The sequence below is a fragment of the Mongoliitalea sp. genome (genome assembly GCF_054166905.1).
The window spans coordinates 19,156-38,466 of sequence record NZ_JBSZCK010000036.1 but is presented as its reverse complement, the minus strand read 5'-3'; the positions used below and the strand labels follow the sequence as shown (position 1 = coordinate 38,466).

Below are 19,311 nucleotides of genomic sequence, written 5' to 3'. Positions count from 1 at the left end.
GAAACCACAGAAAAAATAGGTTTGAACACAGATCTAAAAATTGATCGTCACAGATTTTCACAGATGTTTTTCCTGACGGAAATTGGAGTTAAGAACCTTTTTGAATCGTTTGCTTTAGCTTGGAACAATCTTCTTTAGAACCGCGGGGGGGAGGTCAGAAAACCGAGGAGTTCTCGCAGAAGCCACAGAAAGCGCAGAAAATTTAGGTTAAACACAGATCTAAAAATTGATCTTCACTGATTCACACAGATCTTTTTCCTGACGGAAATTGCAGGTTCTCACAAAATTCCTCCTTCATCCTTCATCCCTCATCCTTCAATCGAGTCTAATGTCTCACGCCTGCTTGCAGAAGGCAAGTCTAATGTCTTAAAAGACACGAAGGAGGTGTTGGCTTTAGCTTCAAATATTTCTGAATTCGCTTTAAAATATCAATAAACATACTTAAATTGATGAGTTGTAATATGAAAACTTGTTTCACTATTAAAACCCCAGCCATACTTTTATGAACTTTTTGAAACGATTAACCATACTGCCAAGATGGGTCATTGGCGTATTGGACGCAGTGGTCTTTTGGATCGCAGGGCTAATTGGTTACCTTACGCGGTTCAATTTTGAACTCGATGTAGTAACAGACAACAGGATTTTCCTTGGAAGTACAGTCTTTATGGTGGCAGTAGTGATCATGATGTTGATTACCCGAAGCTATCAGGGGATCGTGCGCCATACGGGTTTCAAGGATGGAGTAATCATTTTCCAGACCATCCTGTATTCCTTTATCCTATTGATTTCAGTCAATCTATTTGCTGAATTTGTATTGGAGGCATCGTATTTAGTGCCTATATCGGTTTTGATTATTTCATCCCTTACATCTCTTTGCTTACTGATCTTTTACCGATTGGTGGTGAAGGAACTCTTTGTCTACGTGCGGAAGACCGAAGCTTCTCCTTTGACTAGGAAAGCTGTGCTCTTTGGGGCTGGAGAGGCCGGGATTATTGTTCACAATGTAATCATGCGGGATAGAGACAATATTTTTGATATTGTTGCTTTTTTGGATGATGCCCCCCAAATGAATGGAAAAATCCTCTTAGGAAAGCGAATTTATCTAGGATTGGATAAACTGGAATTTTTGGTAGAAAAATATGGGGTCACCGATTTGATCATCTCCATCAAGGATATTCCGGTTCACCGGAAGCGTGAGATCATTGACGAATGTCTGCGTCTGAATATTCACACGAGTATCATGCCACCCGTAGATCAATGGATCAATGGAAACCTCGATGCCAATGCCATTCAGGATGTTAAAATTGAAGATTTGCTCAGTAGAGAGCAGATTTCCTTGGACAATCCACGCATAGCGCAGGATTTGAAAGGGAAAGTTGTGCTTGTGACGGGAGCGGCAGGATCTATAGGGTCGGAATTGTGCAGGCAAATCGCTTTATATCAGCCCCTTGAACTGATTATGGTAGATACTGCGGAGTCAGCATTGTATGATATTGAACAGGAACTTAATGAATGTGATACGGCTGCACCGAGAAAAATTGTTTTAGGTGATATTCGAGATCGGAAAAAAATGCAAAAGCTTTTTGCCACCCACAAACCTCAGCTTGTTTTCCATGCAGCTGCCTACAAGCACGTGCCAATGATGGAAAACTATCCCGAGGAATCCATGCGGACCAATATTTTGGGTACGAAAAATATTGTGGATTTGGCTATTCTCCACCATGTAGAAAAATTTGTATTTGTCAGTACAGATAAAGCGGTGAATCCAACCAATGTCATGGGGGCCACTAAGCGTGTTGCCGAAATGTATGTACAATCCTTGAATGATTTCCTAAAGAAAAATTATGGATCTAGGCATACTAAGTTTATTACAACCCGATTCGGAAATGTGCTGGGTTCCAATGGCTCGGTGATCCCATTGTTTAGGAAGCAAATCAAAAAAGGAGGACCTTTGACTGTTACGCATCCTGATATTACCCGTTATTTTATGACCATTCCGGAAGCCTGTCAGTTGGTCTTGGAAGCAGGTGTCATGGGTAATGGGGGAGAGGTATTTGTCTTCGATATGGGCGAACCCATCAAGATTGTCGACTTAGCCAAGAAGATGATACAGCTATCCGGGAAGAAGGTTGAAGAGGATATCAAAATAGTATTTACGGGCTTGAGGGAAGGAGAAAAATTGTTCGAAGAGTTGCTAAACAACTCTGAAGTAGTAAAAATTACCCATCACCCACGTATCATGATTGCGCAGGTACCGGTGATAGATTACTACAAATTGGAAAAACAAATCACACTATTTAAAGGTCTTATAGAGGAAAACGAAGAAAATGACTTGGTTGCTCATTTAAAAAGTATTGTTCCGGAATTTATCAGTCAGTCTTCTCGTTTTGAAGTATTGGACCGACTGAATTAATTTATGATTACCAAGCGCGTACTGATCATCGATGAGATGCATCTCTCCATTTGTTCCCTTTTGCAGGCTCAGGGCTTCATGGTGGACTATAGGCCCGATATTCTTCGGGATGAAATACTTTCCATCATCCATGGCTATGTGGGCATGATTATCCGTTCAAAGACCGTTATAGATCGGGAACTGATTGAAGCCGCACATTCCCTGGAGTTTATCGGTAGGGCAGGGGCTGGCTTGGATCAGATTGACAGGGATCTACTCGAAGTACGGGGCATCAAGCTTTTTCATGCAGCCGAAGGTAATATGGATGCTGTAGCTGAACATGCTCTTGGAGGGCTTTTAGCACTTTTCAATAAATTAGTTCAATCAGATACCCAAGTTCGTAAAGGTATTTGGGACCGTGAAGGCAACCGAGGGGTGGAATTGCAAGGGAAAACAGTGGGGATTATCGGATTCGGAAATATGGGTTCGGCCTTTGCCAAGCGTTTACAGGGATTTGATGTAGCCATATTGGCTTATGATAAGTATAAAGAGGATTTCGGTACTACATCAGTACAGGAAGTTGCTCTACAAGAGATTTTTGAGCAGTCAGATGTACTTTCCGTTCATGTGCCTTTGACAGCTGAAACAGCCGATTTCCTGGATCGGGCTTTTTTCTCTCAGTTTAAAAAACCCATCTACCTTATCAATACTGCAAGAGGGGAATTAGTTTCCTTTGATACGCTCAATTGGGCTTTTGATCAAGGAATTATCAAAGGTGCGGTGTTAGATGTTTTGGAAAATGAAAAATTCAAACGCTTTACTGCTGCTCAACAAGCTAGTTTTGAGCGCTTAGCTGTGCGGAACAATGTGCTTTTTAGTCCGCATGTGGCAGGGTGGACGGTGGAGTCTTATGAAAAGATCAATCGGGTATTGGTGAGGAAGATTTCAGAAGCATTTGTTACCGAATAAATGGATAGCGCTCTTGAATATATAAGCTGAATGGAGCAAACAATAGCCGTCAAAATATACGGAGAATTGTTTTATCATTCGGAATTTTATATATTTGCTCAACAATATAGCAATTTGTGTAGAGGAAACGGTTTCCATCTGGGAGCCGTTTCTTCTATTTTTCATAGCAAGTAAAACGAATACGAACATGGGAAAAATTCAGTATTACACCGAAGAAGGCTTGAAGCGTCTGAAAGACGAGCTTCATGAGTTGAAGACCAAGGGGAGAATAGATATTGCCAAGCAGATTGCTGAGGCACGTGACAAAGGTGATTTGAGTGAAAATGCCGAGTACGATGCAGCCAAGGATGCCCAAGGTTTGTTGGAGTTAAAAATCGCCAAGTTGGAAGAGGTGGTAGGTAATGCCCGCGTGATGGATAATTCCAAAGTAGATACTTCGAAGGCCGGTATTTTAAGTACGGTCAAAATCAAGAATGTGAAAAATGGCATGACAGTAGCCTATACGCTAGTATCCGAGGAGGAAGCAGATTTGAAATCTGGAAAGATTTCCTTGGGCTCTCCTTTTGGAAAAGGTTTGGTAGGTAAAACTGTCGGCGAAATAGCCCAAATCAACGCTCCCGCGGGGGTGTTGGAATTTGAGATATTGGAAATCTCTTATTAATACTACTTGATCCCGATGATAATCCATCGGGATTTTTTATTTTTATCCCATGGCTAGCATATTTACAAAAATCATCAATCGAGAGATTCCTGCCCATATTGTGGCGGAGGATGCGGAATACATTGCTTTTTTAGACATCATGCCCTTGAGCAGAGGACATGTCTTGGTAGTTCCTAAAGTTGAGGTGGATTACATCTTTGACTTGGATGATACCACCTTGGCCGGTTTGCATGTGTTTGCCAAAAAAGTAGCTAAAGCTATTGACAAGACGATTCCCTGTACCCGTGTAGGAGTAGCGGTGGTAGGCTTGGAAGTCCCCCATGTGCATGTGCATTTGGTTCCCTTGCGTACCATGGATGATATCAACTTCACCCGCCCCAAACTCAAACTCAGTTCTGATGAGCTGAGACAAATTGCTGAGACGATTAAGGGAGGTTTTTTGTAGGAGTGGAGGTAATCGGTGATGATGATTGTTGGTCTAAGACATAAGAATCAAGAGGCAAGAAACAAGAGACAAGAAACAAGAGGTAAGAAACAAGAGGCAAGAAACAAGAGGCAAGAAACAAGAGGCAAGAAACAAGAGGCAAGAAACAAGATATAGGACATAAGATTCTAGACTCTGAAAGAGTCAAACCTTTCAATAGCCTCGGGTTTCAACCCGAGGTTGGGAATGGATTGTTTTTCAATGATTTGGACCCTGAAGGGGTCCAACTTTACCTGAATCGTATGCGTTGCTAATAACCGATGGAAGCAAAGAAAGCCTACCGAGGTGCTATCTTAGGGTAAATAGGTTGTTAGCTGAAAATAATCCTTCGCGAAATATTTCATTATTTAAATGGAATTGAATTCCCCTGTATGAAAGAAATTACCCCAGATCGGCTCGGAAGACGCTTATTAGCTCGAAGGCTATTACCCTGCGAGCCTCTGGATACGGGTGGGGGAAACATCTTTTCCTAGGGTTGAAACCCTAGGCTAGTATGTGGGACGTGGCTATGCCACTGAGTTTCGACAATCATTTTATGGAATCAAAGAAGGATACTCCAAAGGAAATGGATGCAATGCTCTCGCAGAAAGCGCGGAAACCGCAGAAAAATTAGGTTAAACACAGATCTAAAAATTGATTTGCACAGATTCACACAGATGTTTTTCCGACGGAAATTGCGGGTTCCCACAAAATTCCTCCTTCCTCCTTCCTCCTTCCTCCTTCCTCCTTCAATCGAGTCTAATGTCTTAAAAGGTCCACGAATGACACGAATTACACGAAGGAAGTATTAGCTTGATGGATTAGGCTTCTGATATCTTTTTCATTAGCATAATTCTCCAATTTATTCGCAAAGCTCAGCGAATTGCACGAATGGGTTTCTCGCAGAATACACAGAAAGCGTGGAAAAATTATTTTAGATTTTAGAGGGAAGAATTAAGAGACGAGAAGCGAGATATAAGACACAAGACACAAGACATAAGACACAAGACACAAGATTCCAGACTCTGAAAGAGTCAAACCTTTCAATAGCCTCGGGTTTCAACCCGAGGTTAGCAAGTGATTTTTTTCAATAATTTGGACCCTGAAGGGGTCAAACTTTACCTAAACCGTATGGGTTGCTAATAACCGATGGTCGACAAACTAGCCATGGGTTTCAACCTGTGGAACATGAAAGCACCCTTTCCCCCAAAGTCCCATCGGGACGGCTGACAAAAGCCAATGGCAAAGAACTTTATGTATTCATTCAATCATCCAAATCTCCGGATGAAAGAGCTCAGGGCTAACGCCCCTCTGACTTCCAACATCCATTTAATCGAGCTACGAAGATAGCAGGGCTAACGCCCCTAAATTCCTCAGAGAAACTCTCGCTAAACCTTGCCTCCCAATATAAAATCAAAAATACCCCTAGGGGATTGCAAATCCCCATTTATCTGCTGACCGAGATTACAAATCTCGGACAGCGGCACAGCGGCAATTCCCCACTGCCAACTGTTCACTTCCCACTACTAACTGTCAACTCCAAGACTACCAGTCAGCCCACTGTCATTCCTTGCTTCGACTACGCTCAGCACAAGTGCTTCGACTACGCTCAGCACAAGAATTCTACATTCCACATTCCACATTCCCAATCACTGTTCACTATGCACTGTTCACTGCCAACTGTTCACTATGCACTGTTCACTGTCCACTGCTCACTCCTCCCTGTTTCGGAACGCTAAAGAAGAAGCTGCTTCCTTTTCCGACTTCGGACTCTACCCAGATGCTGCCACCGAATTTTTCGATGATTTTTTTGACAATGGCGAGTCCCAGTCCGCTCCCGTTTTGCCTGCCATTTTGGATGACACGTTGAAAAATAATGAATATTTTATCCAAATATTCTTTTGGGATTCCCTGACCATTATCAGATACCTTAAATATCCACTCTTGTGGAAACTCCTCCGCAGAAATGTTGATTATTATAGGGCGATTAGGGTCCATGTATTTCAAACTATTATTAATCAGGTTGGAGAATACTTGGATCATGGGTAAGCGTAGGGCTGAAATGATCGGTAAAGTACCGATTTCAATAGTGGCATTGGCTTCCTCAATCAGTTTACCTTGAAGTTTGAGTACTTCATCGACTACCTCGTTGATATTGACTGTTTCCAGCGCATCAGGATAGCGACCTGCACGTGAAAATTCTAGCAAGCCCAGTATAATAGAGCGCATCTTTTTGGCTCCTTCTATGGCATAATCAATGTATTCCTTGGCTTTGCCGTCCAACTGATCTCCATACTTTTTATCCAATAAAGACATAAAGTTGGATACCATGCGGAGAGGCTCCTGTAGATCGTGGGAAGCTACGTAGGCAAACTGCTCCAAGTCTGCATTGGACATGGCCAAGCGCTTACTTTGCTCGCGAAGGTTTTCATTCAACAGCTTGAGAGACTCTTCAAAATTCTTTATTGTAGTAATATCCTGGGTACTTCCGATAATTTTGATAGGGACACCATTTTCATATTCAGGTTTTCCAATGATACGAATCCATTTTTCTTTTCCTGAATACCCTCGGATTTTACTTTCTTGTTCAAATGCTTCTCCATTTTCAAGGCATTTGAAAAAGGCTGTCTTGAATTCACTTTTATAAGGTTCCAAGAAAAAGTCTTCCACTAGGTCTTTTTTAACATCATAATTTTCGGGTAATTCATAGATTTCCAAGGCGGTTTGGGTTAAGATAACATCTTCACTGCGCAAGTCGATTTCCCATCCACCCATCTGAGCCAAAACTGTTGCAGCATCGAGTGTTTTCTGCAGCTTTTTTTGCTCGGTAATATTTTTTGCCACCGCATAAATTAATTGTTCTGATGGATTGGACCTAGAACTCCACGATAGCCAAACAGTTTGTCCAGATTTAGTTACATACCGGTTTTCAAAGTAAAATGTCTCCTTTCCTTCCACTAAGCTCATCAATTCATCTCCTGTTTTGGGACGGTCATCAGGATGGGTGAATTCTAGGAATGGGCGGGATAATAATTCCTCTTCTGTGTAGCCCAAAATCTTACAAGCGGCGGGATTGATTTTTTTGAAATAGCCATCATATCCTGACAAACAAATGATATCAGGTGTTGCTTCGAAAATTTCCTGTAATTCATTTTCGATTTTTTTACGCAGCAGTTCTGCACTAAGCGATGACTGAAGTTCAGTAAGAATATCCTTCAAAAAAGACATACTTTCTCCGCTGCCCTGACTTCCAAATATCAAAACTCCTATCACATGCTCATTGATACTTAAGGGAACGCCCAATACCATATGAATTCCTGCTTGCTTGGCCTGAGTTTTTCTAACAAATTGAATATGTTTATCGATATCCGTCCAAACTTGTATTTCGTTATCATTCCAGACATTTCCAGCAAATCCTTGGCCTTTTTGGAAAGAGGTGATATGACTTGATGTATTGAAAAACTCCACGATAGCATCATTTGACGCATATTTGGCTATGAGGTTGATGGATTTTTGATCAATCGTCGTGGTCCACAACTCACCCATTTCCAAATTTACAGCTGAACAGATCACCTTCAGTGCTTCCTCTAAGCTCTCCGTAATTGGAAGATTACTATTGAAAATACTTCGAATTTCATTCAAAATATTAGTTCGGGTTTCCGTGAGGCGTTGCTTGGAAATATCCTGTAATGCACCAATAGCACGATAGGCATGGCCTGATTCAGTACGCAGTAAAAATGCTTTAATGGAAAAATCAGCTATTTTGTCATTGGCTAATCTGATCTGCTGTTCTGAGTTCCATAGAGTAGACTTTTTGTCTCTGATCACTGCTTTTACACTATCGACCATTGATTTTTGGTCAGAGATTAATTCCAAAAATTCTGAAGCAGTACTTACAAACTCCATTTCATGAATAGCCTCTCCGAAAATTATTTCAGCATTTTTGCCCCAGGTGATGATTTGCTGGTCAATTTTGAAGTCAAAAATGATATCTGCTGTTGCTTGAGTGGCATATTCGTAGCGTTGATTGGCTAGTTTGAGTTTCTCTTCATAGGTAACCTGCGCAGTGACATCTTGTGCGGTGCCGTATAATCGTATAATATTTCCCTCTTGATCCTTCTCTGCGTATCCATGTTCCTCAATGATTTTTTCTCTACCCAAAGGAGTGGTGATTGGATATTGGATAGTGAAAGGCTCTCCGGTTTTTTGCGTGTGTTGGCTTGTGTGTAACACAAATTCCCGATGGCTCTCATGAACCAAGTTGATAAATGATCCATGTGTCTCTAAGAACGTTTCTCGATCAGCATCGAATACTTCGTATAAGCCTTCGGACCAAGTCAAACTATCATTTCTGAAATCAAAGTTCCAGTTACCCATTTTGGCAATTTTCTGCGCCTCCACCAACAAAGCTTTACTTTCTTGGAGTTGGATTTCAGCTTTTTTCTGATCTTTCAAACTGATGTCAATACAGAAAATCTCTAAATCTTTGCCGGGAAGCTGAATCAGGGTATGGTTGGAGTAGACAGGGATCAGTTCTCCTGATTTATGTTTCGTTGGCAATTCTTCGGAGGAAATGAAATCACCTTGTGTGACCATATTATATACATTGGTTTTGACAATTGGAATGATTTCTTCCGGGATAATCAAATCCCAAAGGTATTTTCCTATCGCCTCTTCCCTAGTGTATCCATATAATTTTTCGGAGGCGCTGTTCCAATACTTAACTTTTCCTGTTTTGTCATAACCTTGCACTGCTAAGCTATCTACTTGTTCAAATAGATATTCAAAACGTTTTTCGGTTTCTTCTAAGAGTGCTTTGGTTTGGAATTCTTCGCTGATATCCAATACGACGATATCCCATACTACCGTCCCATCTTCTGTCCGGAATGGATTTCCACTTCCTTTATTCCAAGTAATTCTAGCTTCTGCATCCTTGAAGCTCCAAACTTTCGTCCATGGGCTTAACATTTCAGCTGATGCCTTTAGAGAGGCTTTGATTGCAATTTTTTCTTCATCATCAATCTTGCCCCAGATAAGGGAGTTGTCCTGAATAGCATCGGATGGATCTACGCCCCAAAGGCTTCTAGCTCCCTCAGATAGATACAAAATTTTTTGTTCCCCTGATTTGGTCAATGCTAAGCGCATCAAGGCTCCAGGAAGATTTTTATTGATGGAAGCTAGTTGTAGTTCTAAAAGTTTTCCCTTACTAATATCTTGAATGGAACCAAAGATTCGGATGGTCTTATTGTCTGATCGTTCGGCTTTTCCAATAATCCGTATCCATTGTTCCTCCATTTCAGGATTATTGATCGGCACTTCTAAATCAAAGGTCTCACCAGCAGTAATGCAGCGAAGAATGGATTTTGAAATCTTGTCTTGGTTTTTTTTCCCACGGAAATGAGCGAGAAAATCGGGAAGATTCATCGGTTCATTAGGAGACACTGAGAAGATTTTCTTGAACAAAGGAGTCATTTCCATCAGTTTTGACTGAGGATCCAGTTCCCAAGCACCTAATTGTGAAATTTGCAGTGCTTCAGAGATTAGCATTTGGAGGTTTCGTTCCCGGGTAATATCCCGGACAGAGGTTACTTTGTAGCGCTGTCCGTCTGGTTGAATTAATAGGTCGGCAGAGGAGGAAACTTTCAAAATTCGGCCACTTTTGTTTACCACGTCAAAATCCATCGGAAGCTCTTTCCCATGTTTGATGAAATCCTCATGCATGCGCTCTAGCTCTTTCCGAAGCCGTGGCTGCACCACCATGGTGAATTTTTGTCCGATCAATTCCTCTTTGGTATATCCGCAAAGTTCGCAGTAGGCTTGGTTGACATCGACAAAGCGACCTTGGCTATCAGTGATGCAAATTCCCGTTGTAGTGGCAGTAAATACTGAGTTGATCAAACGCTCTGATACATTGAGCTCTGAAAGGGCATTTTTAATGGCTGTGGTTTCCAAAATCCCGATAGAAATACCAGAGACTGTGGTAGAATCCACCAATACCGGAGAAAAATTAAAGGTATAATTTCGGATGATATGTTTGAAATCTACCAATTGGATGTCGAGTGTGCAAACCTGTCCTGAGGAGCATTTTTTCAACTGGGTGATAAACTCATCTAGTTGACCCAAAGGTAAAAAATCGATGAAACTATCATGAACGAAGATATTGTCTCCCTTGATATCATAGAATATGCGTTGGGCCTGTTGATTCAATTCAATTACCCGATAGGAACTGTCAATCAATAAGAGGCCTTGCAGGTTGTTGTTTAATAAGGAATAGGAATTGGCTTGAGAGATTTTTAGCAGGGTTTCTTTTTTCTCTAATTCCTCATGGGCTGCCTTCAATTCACTATAAGCAATCTGTATTTCCTCATTGGTGCTCTGCAATTCTTCATTACTGGTTTCTAGTTCCTCATTGCTGGACTGCAACTCTTCGTTGGTGCTTTGCATTTCCTCATTGAGTGACTGCAATTCTTCATTGGCAGTTTCAATCTCTTCAATGTAGGTTTGCAAGTGCTCTTTGGTAGCAGCTAATTCGTGCTCAAGTTCCACTATCCGTGAATTTTGGGCACTTTCGTTATTTCCGAATGAACTATTTTGTATAAACTCCTCTAATTCCAAGCGTTGAAAAATCACCAAATACATATCCTCATACAGCTCTGCATTGAATAAGGGCTTTGCTGTAATTCGCACAAAATAATCCTTACCAAATAAGTGGAATTTTTTTATGTGACTGCTGACGGCACTTTTTTCACGAAATGTCTTAGTCAATACTGCACGGAGTTCGATCTGCAACTCCTGATTGACCATTTTCAGCAAGTTAACCTGTATATTGCCAGGAGACAGACTCATAAATAAACGAACGTCTCCATTGACTTCCTGAATATCGTAAGATTCATTGATGACTACGTAGGGATATTCAAAGGTTTTGAAGATGGTCTCTCGAATGGCCTCTGATAGAGAAAGGGTCTTTTTGACAAGGGGCTTTTTTTCCTGAGGCAATTCTTGTTTGATGGACTTGAAGGATGCAAATTTCACCTGATGTATGCCTCCGCCTCTTCTTCGCCTAAATAGTTTGTTTTTGCTATCAATAGTCGAAAAAAGATCTGTAAACTGCCCAACTGTTTCCGATTTTCCTAAAAACAGTATTCCTTCCGGATTCAAGGAATAGTGAAAAATAGGTAATACTTGCTGCTGTAAAGCATTGTTGAAGTAAATCAGAAGATTCCTACAAGAAATCAAATCCATCTTCAGGAAGGGGGGATTGTTGATGACGTCATGCTTAGAAAACAAGACCATTGACCTGATAGCTTTTACCAGTTCATACTCATTACCTTTGCGGATAAAGAATTTTTCAAGTAGGTTTTGAGGAATAGGCTTGATGGAATCTTCCGAGTAGAGGCCTTTACGAGCCGCAATAATCGCTCGATCATCGATGTCGGTGGCAAAAATCTGTATGTTGTAATTATGTGCTTGCCCTTTGAAAATTTGGCTTAAGATTATGGCAATGGAGTAGGCTTCTTCGCCTGTAGAGCAGCCGGGAACCCAAATTCGGATCTGATCCTTGAAGTTTTTTTTCTCTAAATAGCTTGTCAATTCTTTTTCGAGCGCTTCAAAAGATTCTTTATCTCTAAAAAAAGTAGTCACCCCGATGAGGATCATATTAAACATATCGTCCAACTCATGAGGCTTTTTCTCCACTAGGTTTAAATAGTCCTTGATATCATGGATCCTGAGTTGAGTCATACGTTTTTCCAATCTTCTCGAAATGGTAGCGGATTTATAGTTGGAAAAGTCTGTTCCCGTGCGTTTTCCTAATAGTTCTAGGATTTTTGATAAAGAATCGTCGGCGATAATACCTGTTTCCACTTCTGATGAGGGGATTATGTGCTTTCCTTGGAAATAGTCCCATATCGCTTGACCCATAATAGGGGTTTTGAGTGTGAGATCGATTAAACCTGTTTGGATGGCTGCACTTGGCATACCATCATATTTGGCGGTATTCGGATCTTGTGCGATTGTCAAAACCTCTCTGTGTTTTAAAGATCGGATTCCTTGTGCACCGTCCGAGCCTGTCCCGGAGAGAATGATGGCGACAATTTTATGTTGCTGCGGTAGGTATTGTAGAGAATCAAATAAGACATCTACCGAAGGTTTGGGACCTACATTGGAATGGGGTTTTTGAAGATGGATTTTCAAATCTTTTCCAATGCTGATTTCATTATCAGGAGGAGTGATGTATACAGTATTGGGAGCTAAGGCTAGGCCTGATTTGGCTTCTTCAACTGTGAGCGCAGTTTCTTTACTCAGCAAGTGCACCAACATACTCTTGTGTGTAGGGCTCAGATGCTGGGCGATGAGAATGGCTGTGTTTTTTAATTCTGGTATAGTGGAAAGAAAATCTTGAAGTGCTTCTAAGCCTCCAGCAGAAGCTCCGATAGCGATGATGTTTATACTTTCAGAGGAAAGAGGAACTTCCTGTCTTGTCATAATAAAAATGGTGCAATGGATAATTTTTTACTTGGAACAAGGTAGCAAAAAAATAAATATTTTAAAATTGATTTTGCTTAGGTAATCGGAGACTAAATCCTCGTTGAAAAGTACGTAACCCTACTATCGGACCTAATGCTAGGACTAAAAAAATCATGTAAGGAGGGAGGGATGAAGAAAGTAACTGTACCAATTGAATACTCGGTATGGTCAGAGCAAAACCTAGGCAGTTGACAATTGTCAGTGCGGTGGCTTTGGAATCTGCGGGAGCATTGGAAGCTACTAAAGTGGAAAACATGGGTGAATCTGCGGTGACGGCCATACCCCAGATCAGCAGAAATAGTATTAACAAAGCTGACGATGCTTGCAAAAAAAACAAAGGAGAAAGAGCGCAACAGATTCCAGAGGTTTTCAAAGCCGATCCTGCAATAAAGGCAGGTGAAAGTTTTTCTGATAAAAATCCCCCAATTGCACAGGACACTCCTCCGATACCAATTACGCAAAAACTAATAAAAGAAATATCAAGACTCACTTCATGAAAGGTCATATAGGCTGCCATGAAAACAGGTACAAAAGCCCAAAAAGTGTAGAGTTCCCACATGTGTCCGAAATAGCCAAAGGCCGCAGCACGGAATTTGGGCACTCGAAAAACCTTTGAAAATGCCCTGAAATCGATGGACTGACTTTTTTTGCGATATGGGCCATCCGGAACACCTATCAGAATCAGTATTCCTCCAAGTATGGCCAAGGCAGATGTTCCGTATAGCACCCAAGCCCATGGCAAACCAGTAGAAAAGGCTTTGATCAAGTGCGGAAAAGAGGTGCCCAATACCAAAGCCCCTACCAATAGTCCCAAGGATTTTCCCAAACCTTTGTCAAAGTAGTCAGAGGCAATTTTCATTCCTACTGGATAGATACCTGCCAAGAAAAAGCCTGTTCCAAATCTGAGCACGAGGATTTCCCAGCCACCTGTAGCCAGCCACACAATCGATAAATTGAGACTTGCTGCCAACAAGGCACTGATAAAAAAAACTTTGGAGGGAGAGAACCGATCGGCTATGGTGAAAATTGCGAAGAAAAGTGTTCCTACAATGAATCCCACCTGCACTGCAGAAGTAATATGGGCTAAATAGGTATCTGCTAATTCAAATTCCTGAGCAAGGTCCTGTACGACTGCATTTCCGGCAAACCATAAAGAGGTGGCGAAAAACTGCGCCACCACGATCATACTCAGGATTCTATTCATACATGCTTAGAGATACTTGCTTTTAAAGACCAGAAGTTTGGTTCTAGTCATCTCATGCATGCTGTATGGAATACCTCCCATTCCTTCACCGGATTGATCCCTTCCACCAAATGGCATCCAATCCACTCGGAAAGCGGTATGATCATTCACCATCACAGCATTGGCATTAAGCTTTTGCATCGTATCCAAAGCAATATCTAAGTTTTGAGTGAAAACTGCTGATTGAAAATGATAAGGAACAGCATTTGCCTGCTGAATGGCTTGGTCACGGTCCTGGTAAGGGTAGATGCAGATCACCGGGCCAAAAATTTCTTCCTGACTGACTTTTGAGCCTGCAGAGGGATTCCAAAGTACTGTTGGGGCATAGCAATTATTCGGCAGTTTTTCGCCACCTGTCAACAATTCAGCTCCTTCGGATATGGCTTCCTGCACCCAAGCATCAATCCTTTCTACTTCCTTAGGCAAAATCAAAGGTCCCACTTCCGTGTCTTCTGAAAATGGATCGCCTACTTTCAATTTCTGAGCTGCTTTGGCGATACCTTCTGCCAGCTCCCGTGCAATGCTTTTGTGCGCAAATACTTTTTGCACAGAGACACACACCTGTCCTGCATGGTAAAAACCACCTTTTGCTAATGGTCCGACCAATTCTGAAACATCACAATCCTCTGCAACAATCACTGGTGCTGTTCCCCCATGTTCTAAAGCAATTCGGGTTCCAGGCGCTAATTTCGATTTCAAATACCACCCCACTTTACCCGAACCAATAAAGGAAAGGTAATTCACCCGGGAATCTGTGGCAAGCTTTTCTGCCAATTCATTATCCAAAACCAAGCCTTGCACCCATCCTTCAGGTATACCCGCTTCTTCTAAAATCTCCAAAAACCGGATACAGGAAAGGGGAGTAGTGCCGGCGGGTTTGACGATTACGGGACAACCTGCCGCAAAAGCAGTGATGGTTTGATGCACGATCAGATTTAAAGGATGGTTAAATGCTGAAATAGAAGCTACCACACCGATAGGTTCCCGTACAGTCCAGGCCAAACGATTCGTAGAAGCTGCTGTCAGTCCCATAGGGATTTGTGTTCCGGTCAGCCTGCCGATTTCTTCGGCTGCTATTTTTACGCCGTTGATCGCACGTAGCACTTCCACTTTGGAGTCTTGATAAGGTTTACCACCTTCGGAAGCAGCTAATTGGCATAGCTCTTCTACCCGGTTTTTCATCAACTCCTGTACTTTTTCCAGCAACTCGATTCTTCGGTGTGCAGGTATCCACCGACTTCTATCTTGGAAAAGCCCATGTGCTGTAAGCAAGGCATTTTCCAAATCAGCTGCGGTATTGAAGGGGATTTTTTGAAGAAGTTCGTTCGAAAAAGGGGAATATACATTCAATAATTGGCTCATATCAGGATTGCTTGTTTTTTAATAATACGTTTAAAATCTCATGGTTAAGTGAGTAATCTACCGGTAGATCGATCAGGTGAACACCATCTGTACTCAGGCAGGTTTTTAAGATTTCTTTAAAGTTAGTGTCACTCTCGGCTCTGTAACCCTTGGCCCCATAACTTTCGGCATATTTCACAAAATCGGGATTTTTGTAATCCAAACCAAAATCATCCAAAGCTAAATCTTCCTGCTTCCATTTAATCATCCCATAAGCAGAGTCATTGAGAATAATCACCGTTAGATTTAGGTCAAGACGAACAGCTGTTTCCAACTCTTGACTGTTCATCATAAAGCCCCCATCTCCAACTACAGCTACTGATTTTTTATCAGGATGTAGTAAATTGACAGCCATGCCTGATGGGAGACCTGCACCCATAGTAGCGAGTGCGTTGTCCAACAGCAAGGTGTTATGGCTGTATGCAGGATAGTTTCTTGCAAACCACAATTTGTAAATACCATTATCTAAGGAAAGCACATCTTCTGCTGCTAAGTTTTCCCGAAGGATATGCACCAAGCGTTGTGGAAGCATAGGGAAGCGGGTGTCTTCAAAATACTTGCTTAGATGTTTATTGACTTTTGTTTTTACCTTAGCAAAGAATGGGGTTTTTGGTAGTGCCTCTTTATCCAGTATACTGGCTAGAAGCGTAATGGATTGGAAAATATCGCCCACCACATTGAGTTGTGGGAAGTAAACTGCATCAATTTCGGATGGGTGATAGTTGATATGAATCACTTGTTTACCCCCATGTTTCATAAAAAATGGTGGTTTCTCAATCACATCGTGACCAATATTGATAATCAGGTCTGCTTCTTCTATACCTTGGTGCAGGAAATCATCACTAGAAAGTGCGGCAGTTCCCAAATACTGAGGGTGTCGTTCATCAATGACCCCTTTACCCATTTGTGTGGTGAAGAAATAAAAGCCTGTTTGGTCAATGAATTGGGTTAATACGTCGCAGTTCTTTTTTCGGTTTGCACCTGCACCGATCAAGACCAATGGGGCTTTTGCAGCGGTAATCATCTTAACAGCCTTTTCCAAAGAGGATTTAGAAGCAATCGGGTATTCGATGTTCTCTGTTTGAAAAAGTGCTTCATCCGTAGTTTCACGTGCTACATCTTCTGGTAGCTCCAAATGTACAGCACCTGGTTTTTCTGCTGTTGCTATGCGAAAGGATTCTCTTACCAAAGAAGGGATATTATTGGCATGGGTAATGGTTTTGGTGAATTTGGTAATAGGACGCATCATTCCAACCACATCGATGATTTGAAAGCGGGCTTGCTTACTTTTTTTGATGGGTTTTTGGCCAGTAATCATCATTAAAGGCATTCCGCCAAGTTGGGCATAAGCTGCCGGTGTTACTAAATTAGTTGCCCCCGGTCCCAAGGTAGCCATACAGACACCCGGTTTGCCCGTCAATCTTCCATAGGTAGCGGCCATAAAACCCGCTCCCTGTTCGTGTCTACATAAGATCAATCGAATGGAAGAATCTTTAATTGATTGAAGCAGATCCAGGTTTTCTTCTCCTGGGACAGCAAAAATATATTCTACACCCTCGTTTTCAAGGGCTTGTACAAAAAGGTCTGATGCTTTCATAAGTTTGTTTTAAAGGTTTTGATTAGAGACGAGAGATGAGTTGAGAGGCTAGAAGCGAGAGACGAGAATCGAGAGGCGCCAGACGAGAGACGAGAGGCGAAAATTTAGATACAAGATTTTAGATAATAAGAAACTTTCCAATGTTTACTACTCATTATCGCGGGTTAAAATCTATATTCCCAATAACTGTTCACTCTTTTAATTTACGGTTGTTTACAGGAAAAGTTCTATATTTATCTCAAAAAAGTGTTATTTATGTCTTAAAACATCTCGTTCACATTTAAGAATATACCGGATGCACCTGCGGCTCCCCAGCCATAATCAAGGGCTATGTTGATGCGTTTTTTGGGAAGGACCATGTAGCGGACTCCTAAACCGTAGCCGAGTTGAAATGCTTCAAAGAGAGATAAATCCTGTCTGCGGGAGCTTGCGCTTGTGGTGTTGGCAAAGAGTGTACCTCCCCAGCGGTCTTTCACCCGATGCAAAGGAAATCGCCACTCTAGTTCGGTGTAGAAGAGGTCTTCTCCTCTAAACCGACCTTGGGTATACCCTCTTCCAGAGCGGGAAAACATATCCCAACCAACTGCTGGAAGAAATAAATAGGGGACATCTCCTCCAGTGACGGTCCAAACATAGGACCATAGGGCCAGTATATTTCGAGACTGAAATCGCGGGAAGAGGGACAATGGAAACGGTTTTCTCCTTCTTTTCAATGGTCAGGGAGTCTGTTTGTCCATAACTCAAGATGGAGACCAATGTCAGTACAACTACAAACATCGGTCGATTCAAAAGGCTAATCATAGTTTGGGCGGCTAACAGAAGTAAATATACATATTTTTCTAATCATATGATATTTTGTTTGGGGTATCTGCGGGTTGACTTTAAATAAAAAATCTGTAAATTGACAGATTAATTTTTACTTCACCCATGAAAGCAGCCCTGAAAATTGCTTTGATTTATATTGCCTTCGGCGCGTTTTGGATTCTTTTTTCCGATCGTGTGGTACTTTGGTTTTTGGATTCCTCAGAGATTCAGAGTATTACCAATTTTCAATCGATGAAAGGTATCTTCTATGTACTACTGACGGGGGGGTTTCTATACTTTTTAGTGAACCACTACATTCAGACATTGGATAAAAGGCTACAAGAAGAAGAACACCTCAATCAATTGCTGATAATAAAAAGTAAGGAGTTGGAAAACACCAATAAAGATTTGGAGGGCTTTGTTTTCAGAGCATCAAAAGATCTTTTAGAGCCATTAAGGATGATTACCAATTTTCTGAATTTGTTTAAAAGTAAATACTTTGCAGATTTGGATGAGAAGGGAAAAAGCTATATTACCTTTGCTCATGAAGGAGCCGTCAATATGCGAACTACCTTATTTGACTTTTTGGATTATTCCACGGTAACTTCTAGTCCCTCTGTGAGTCAAGATGTAGACTTGAATGAGGTCTTGAAGCTGATTTTGGATAAATTAGTTCGGAAAATAGAAGAAAAAGAAGCGGTGGTCCATGTGGAGGCTTTGCCGATGGTCTACGGGGATAGAGAGAGTTTTGTACGTGTTTTCTTGAATTTGTTAGATAATGCTTTGAAATTTTCCAAATATGGTGTGAATCCAAAAATCAAGGTAGGATACCGTACTGAGGAAGGATTATTCAAATTTTATGTAAGAGATAATGGTATAGGAATTCCTTCTGAGTATCATGATGAAGTTTTCCAGGTCTTCCGCAGGTTGGCAAATAATCAGAAATTCCAGGGCAGTGGAATGGGGCTACCTATTATCAAAAAAATCATCGAGAATAAAGGTGGAACCTGTTGGATAGAGTCCAACGAGGGAGAAGGCACGACAGTTTTTTTTACACTTCCAGCGGTAGATTAGACGTAAGACACAAAACTCTTGCGGAGTACTCACTATGGGAGTAGGGTGTTTTGGACTGTACTAAGTACAAAATAGAATCGAGAAGCGAGAGATTAGAGTTCGACTACGCTCAGTACAAGTGCTTCGACTGGGCTCAGTACAAGTGCTTCGACTACGCTCAGCACAAGTCCTGTTTGATTCC

The 19,311-nt window shown here is 41.6% G+C and carries 10 protein-coding genes; 5 read left to right on the top strand and 5 right to left on the bottom strand.

Annotated features, from left to right (window positions below):
- The first annotated feature begins 502 nt into the window (after nucleotides 1–502).
- The 4 genes from ACXIUD_RS13505 (at nucleotide 503) to ACXIUD_RS13490 (ending at nucleotide 4,467) form a co-directional block, all read left to right on the top strand.
- Nucleotides 503–2,413: a polysaccharide biosynthesis protein gene (locus ACXIUD_RS13505; RefSeq protein ID WP_458053174.1), complete on the top strand. Its 1,911-nt coding sequence runs from the start codon at nucleotides 503–505 to the stop codon at nucleotides 2,411–2,413.
- A gap of 3 nt (nucleotides 2,414–2,416) precedes the next feature.
- The gene (locus ACXIUD_RS13500) at nucleotides 2,417–3,361 is read left to right on the top strand and encodes an NAD(P)-dependent oxidoreductase (RefSeq protein WP_458053173.1); all 945 of its coding nucleotides are present in this window, start codon (nucleotides 2,417–2,419) and stop codon (nucleotides 3,359–3,361) included.
- Nucleotides 3,362–3,548: 187 nt separating this feature from the next.
- Complete coding sequence (greA, locus tag ACXIUD_RS13495) at nucleotides 3,549–4,022, top strand: transcription elongation factor GreA (RefSeq protein WP_458053172.1); 474 nt, start codon at nucleotides 3,549–3,551, stop codon at nucleotides 4,020–4,022.
- A 49-nt stretch (nucleotides 4,023–4,071) separates the two neighbouring features.
- Nucleotides 4,072–4,467, top strand: a complete 396-nt coding sequence (locus tag ACXIUD_RS13490; protein ID WP_458053171.1) for an HIT family protein — start codon at nucleotides 4,072–4,074, stop codon at nucleotides 4,465–4,467.
- Between the two features lie 1,716 nt (nucleotides 4,468–6,183).
- Here ACXIUD_RS13490 and ACXIUD_RS13485 read toward each other — a convergent pair.
- From ACXIUD_RS13485 to ACXIUD_RS13465, 5 genes are all read right to left on the bottom strand, one after another.
- Nucleotides 6,184–12,969: a PAS domain S-box protein gene (locus tag ACXIUD_RS13485; protein WP_458053170.1), complete on the bottom strand. Its 6,786-nt coding sequence runs from the start codon at nucleotides 12,967–12,969 to the stop codon at nucleotides 6,184–6,186.
- 61 nt (nucleotides 12,970–13,030) lie between these two features.
- Complete coding sequence (locus tag ACXIUD_RS13480) at nucleotides 13,031–14,215, bottom strand: MFS transporter (protein WP_458053169.1); 1,185 nt, start codon at nucleotides 14,213–14,215, stop codon at nucleotides 13,031–13,033.
- A 6-nt stretch (nucleotides 14,216–14,221) separates the two neighbouring features.
- Nucleotides 14,222–15,616, bottom strand: a complete 1,395-nt coding sequence (locus ACXIUD_RS13475; RefSeq protein WP_458053168.1) for an aldehyde dehydrogenase family protein — start codon at nucleotides 15,614–15,616, stop codon at nucleotides 14,222–14,224.
- Between the two features lies 1 nt (nucleotide 15,617).
- A complete protein-coding gene (locus ACXIUD_RS13470; protein WP_458053167.1) occupies nucleotides 15,618–17,252 on the bottom strand; it encodes an acetolactate synthase large subunit in 1,635 nt (544 codons plus the stop codon).
- 260 nt (nucleotides 17,253–17,512) lie between these two features.
- Nucleotides 17,513–17,938 carry a hypothetical protein gene (locus ACXIUD_RS13465; RefSeq protein WP_458053166.1) on the bottom strand — a complete coding sequence of 142 codons (426 nt, stop codon included), beginning with the start codon at nucleotides 17,936–17,938 and terminating at the stop codon, nucleotides 17,513–17,515.
- A gap of 241 nt (nucleotides 17,939–18,179) precedes the next feature.
- Here ACXIUD_RS13465 and ACXIUD_RS13460 point away from each other — a divergent pair, with 241 nt between their 5' ends.
- Nucleotides 18,180–19,130, top strand: coding sequence for a sensor histidine kinase (locus tag ACXIUD_RS13460; RefSeq protein ID WP_458053165.1), 951 nt, complete (start codon nucleotides 18,180–18,182; stop codon nucleotides 19,128–19,130).
- The last annotated feature ends 181 nt before the right edge of the window (nucleotides 19,131–19,311 follow it).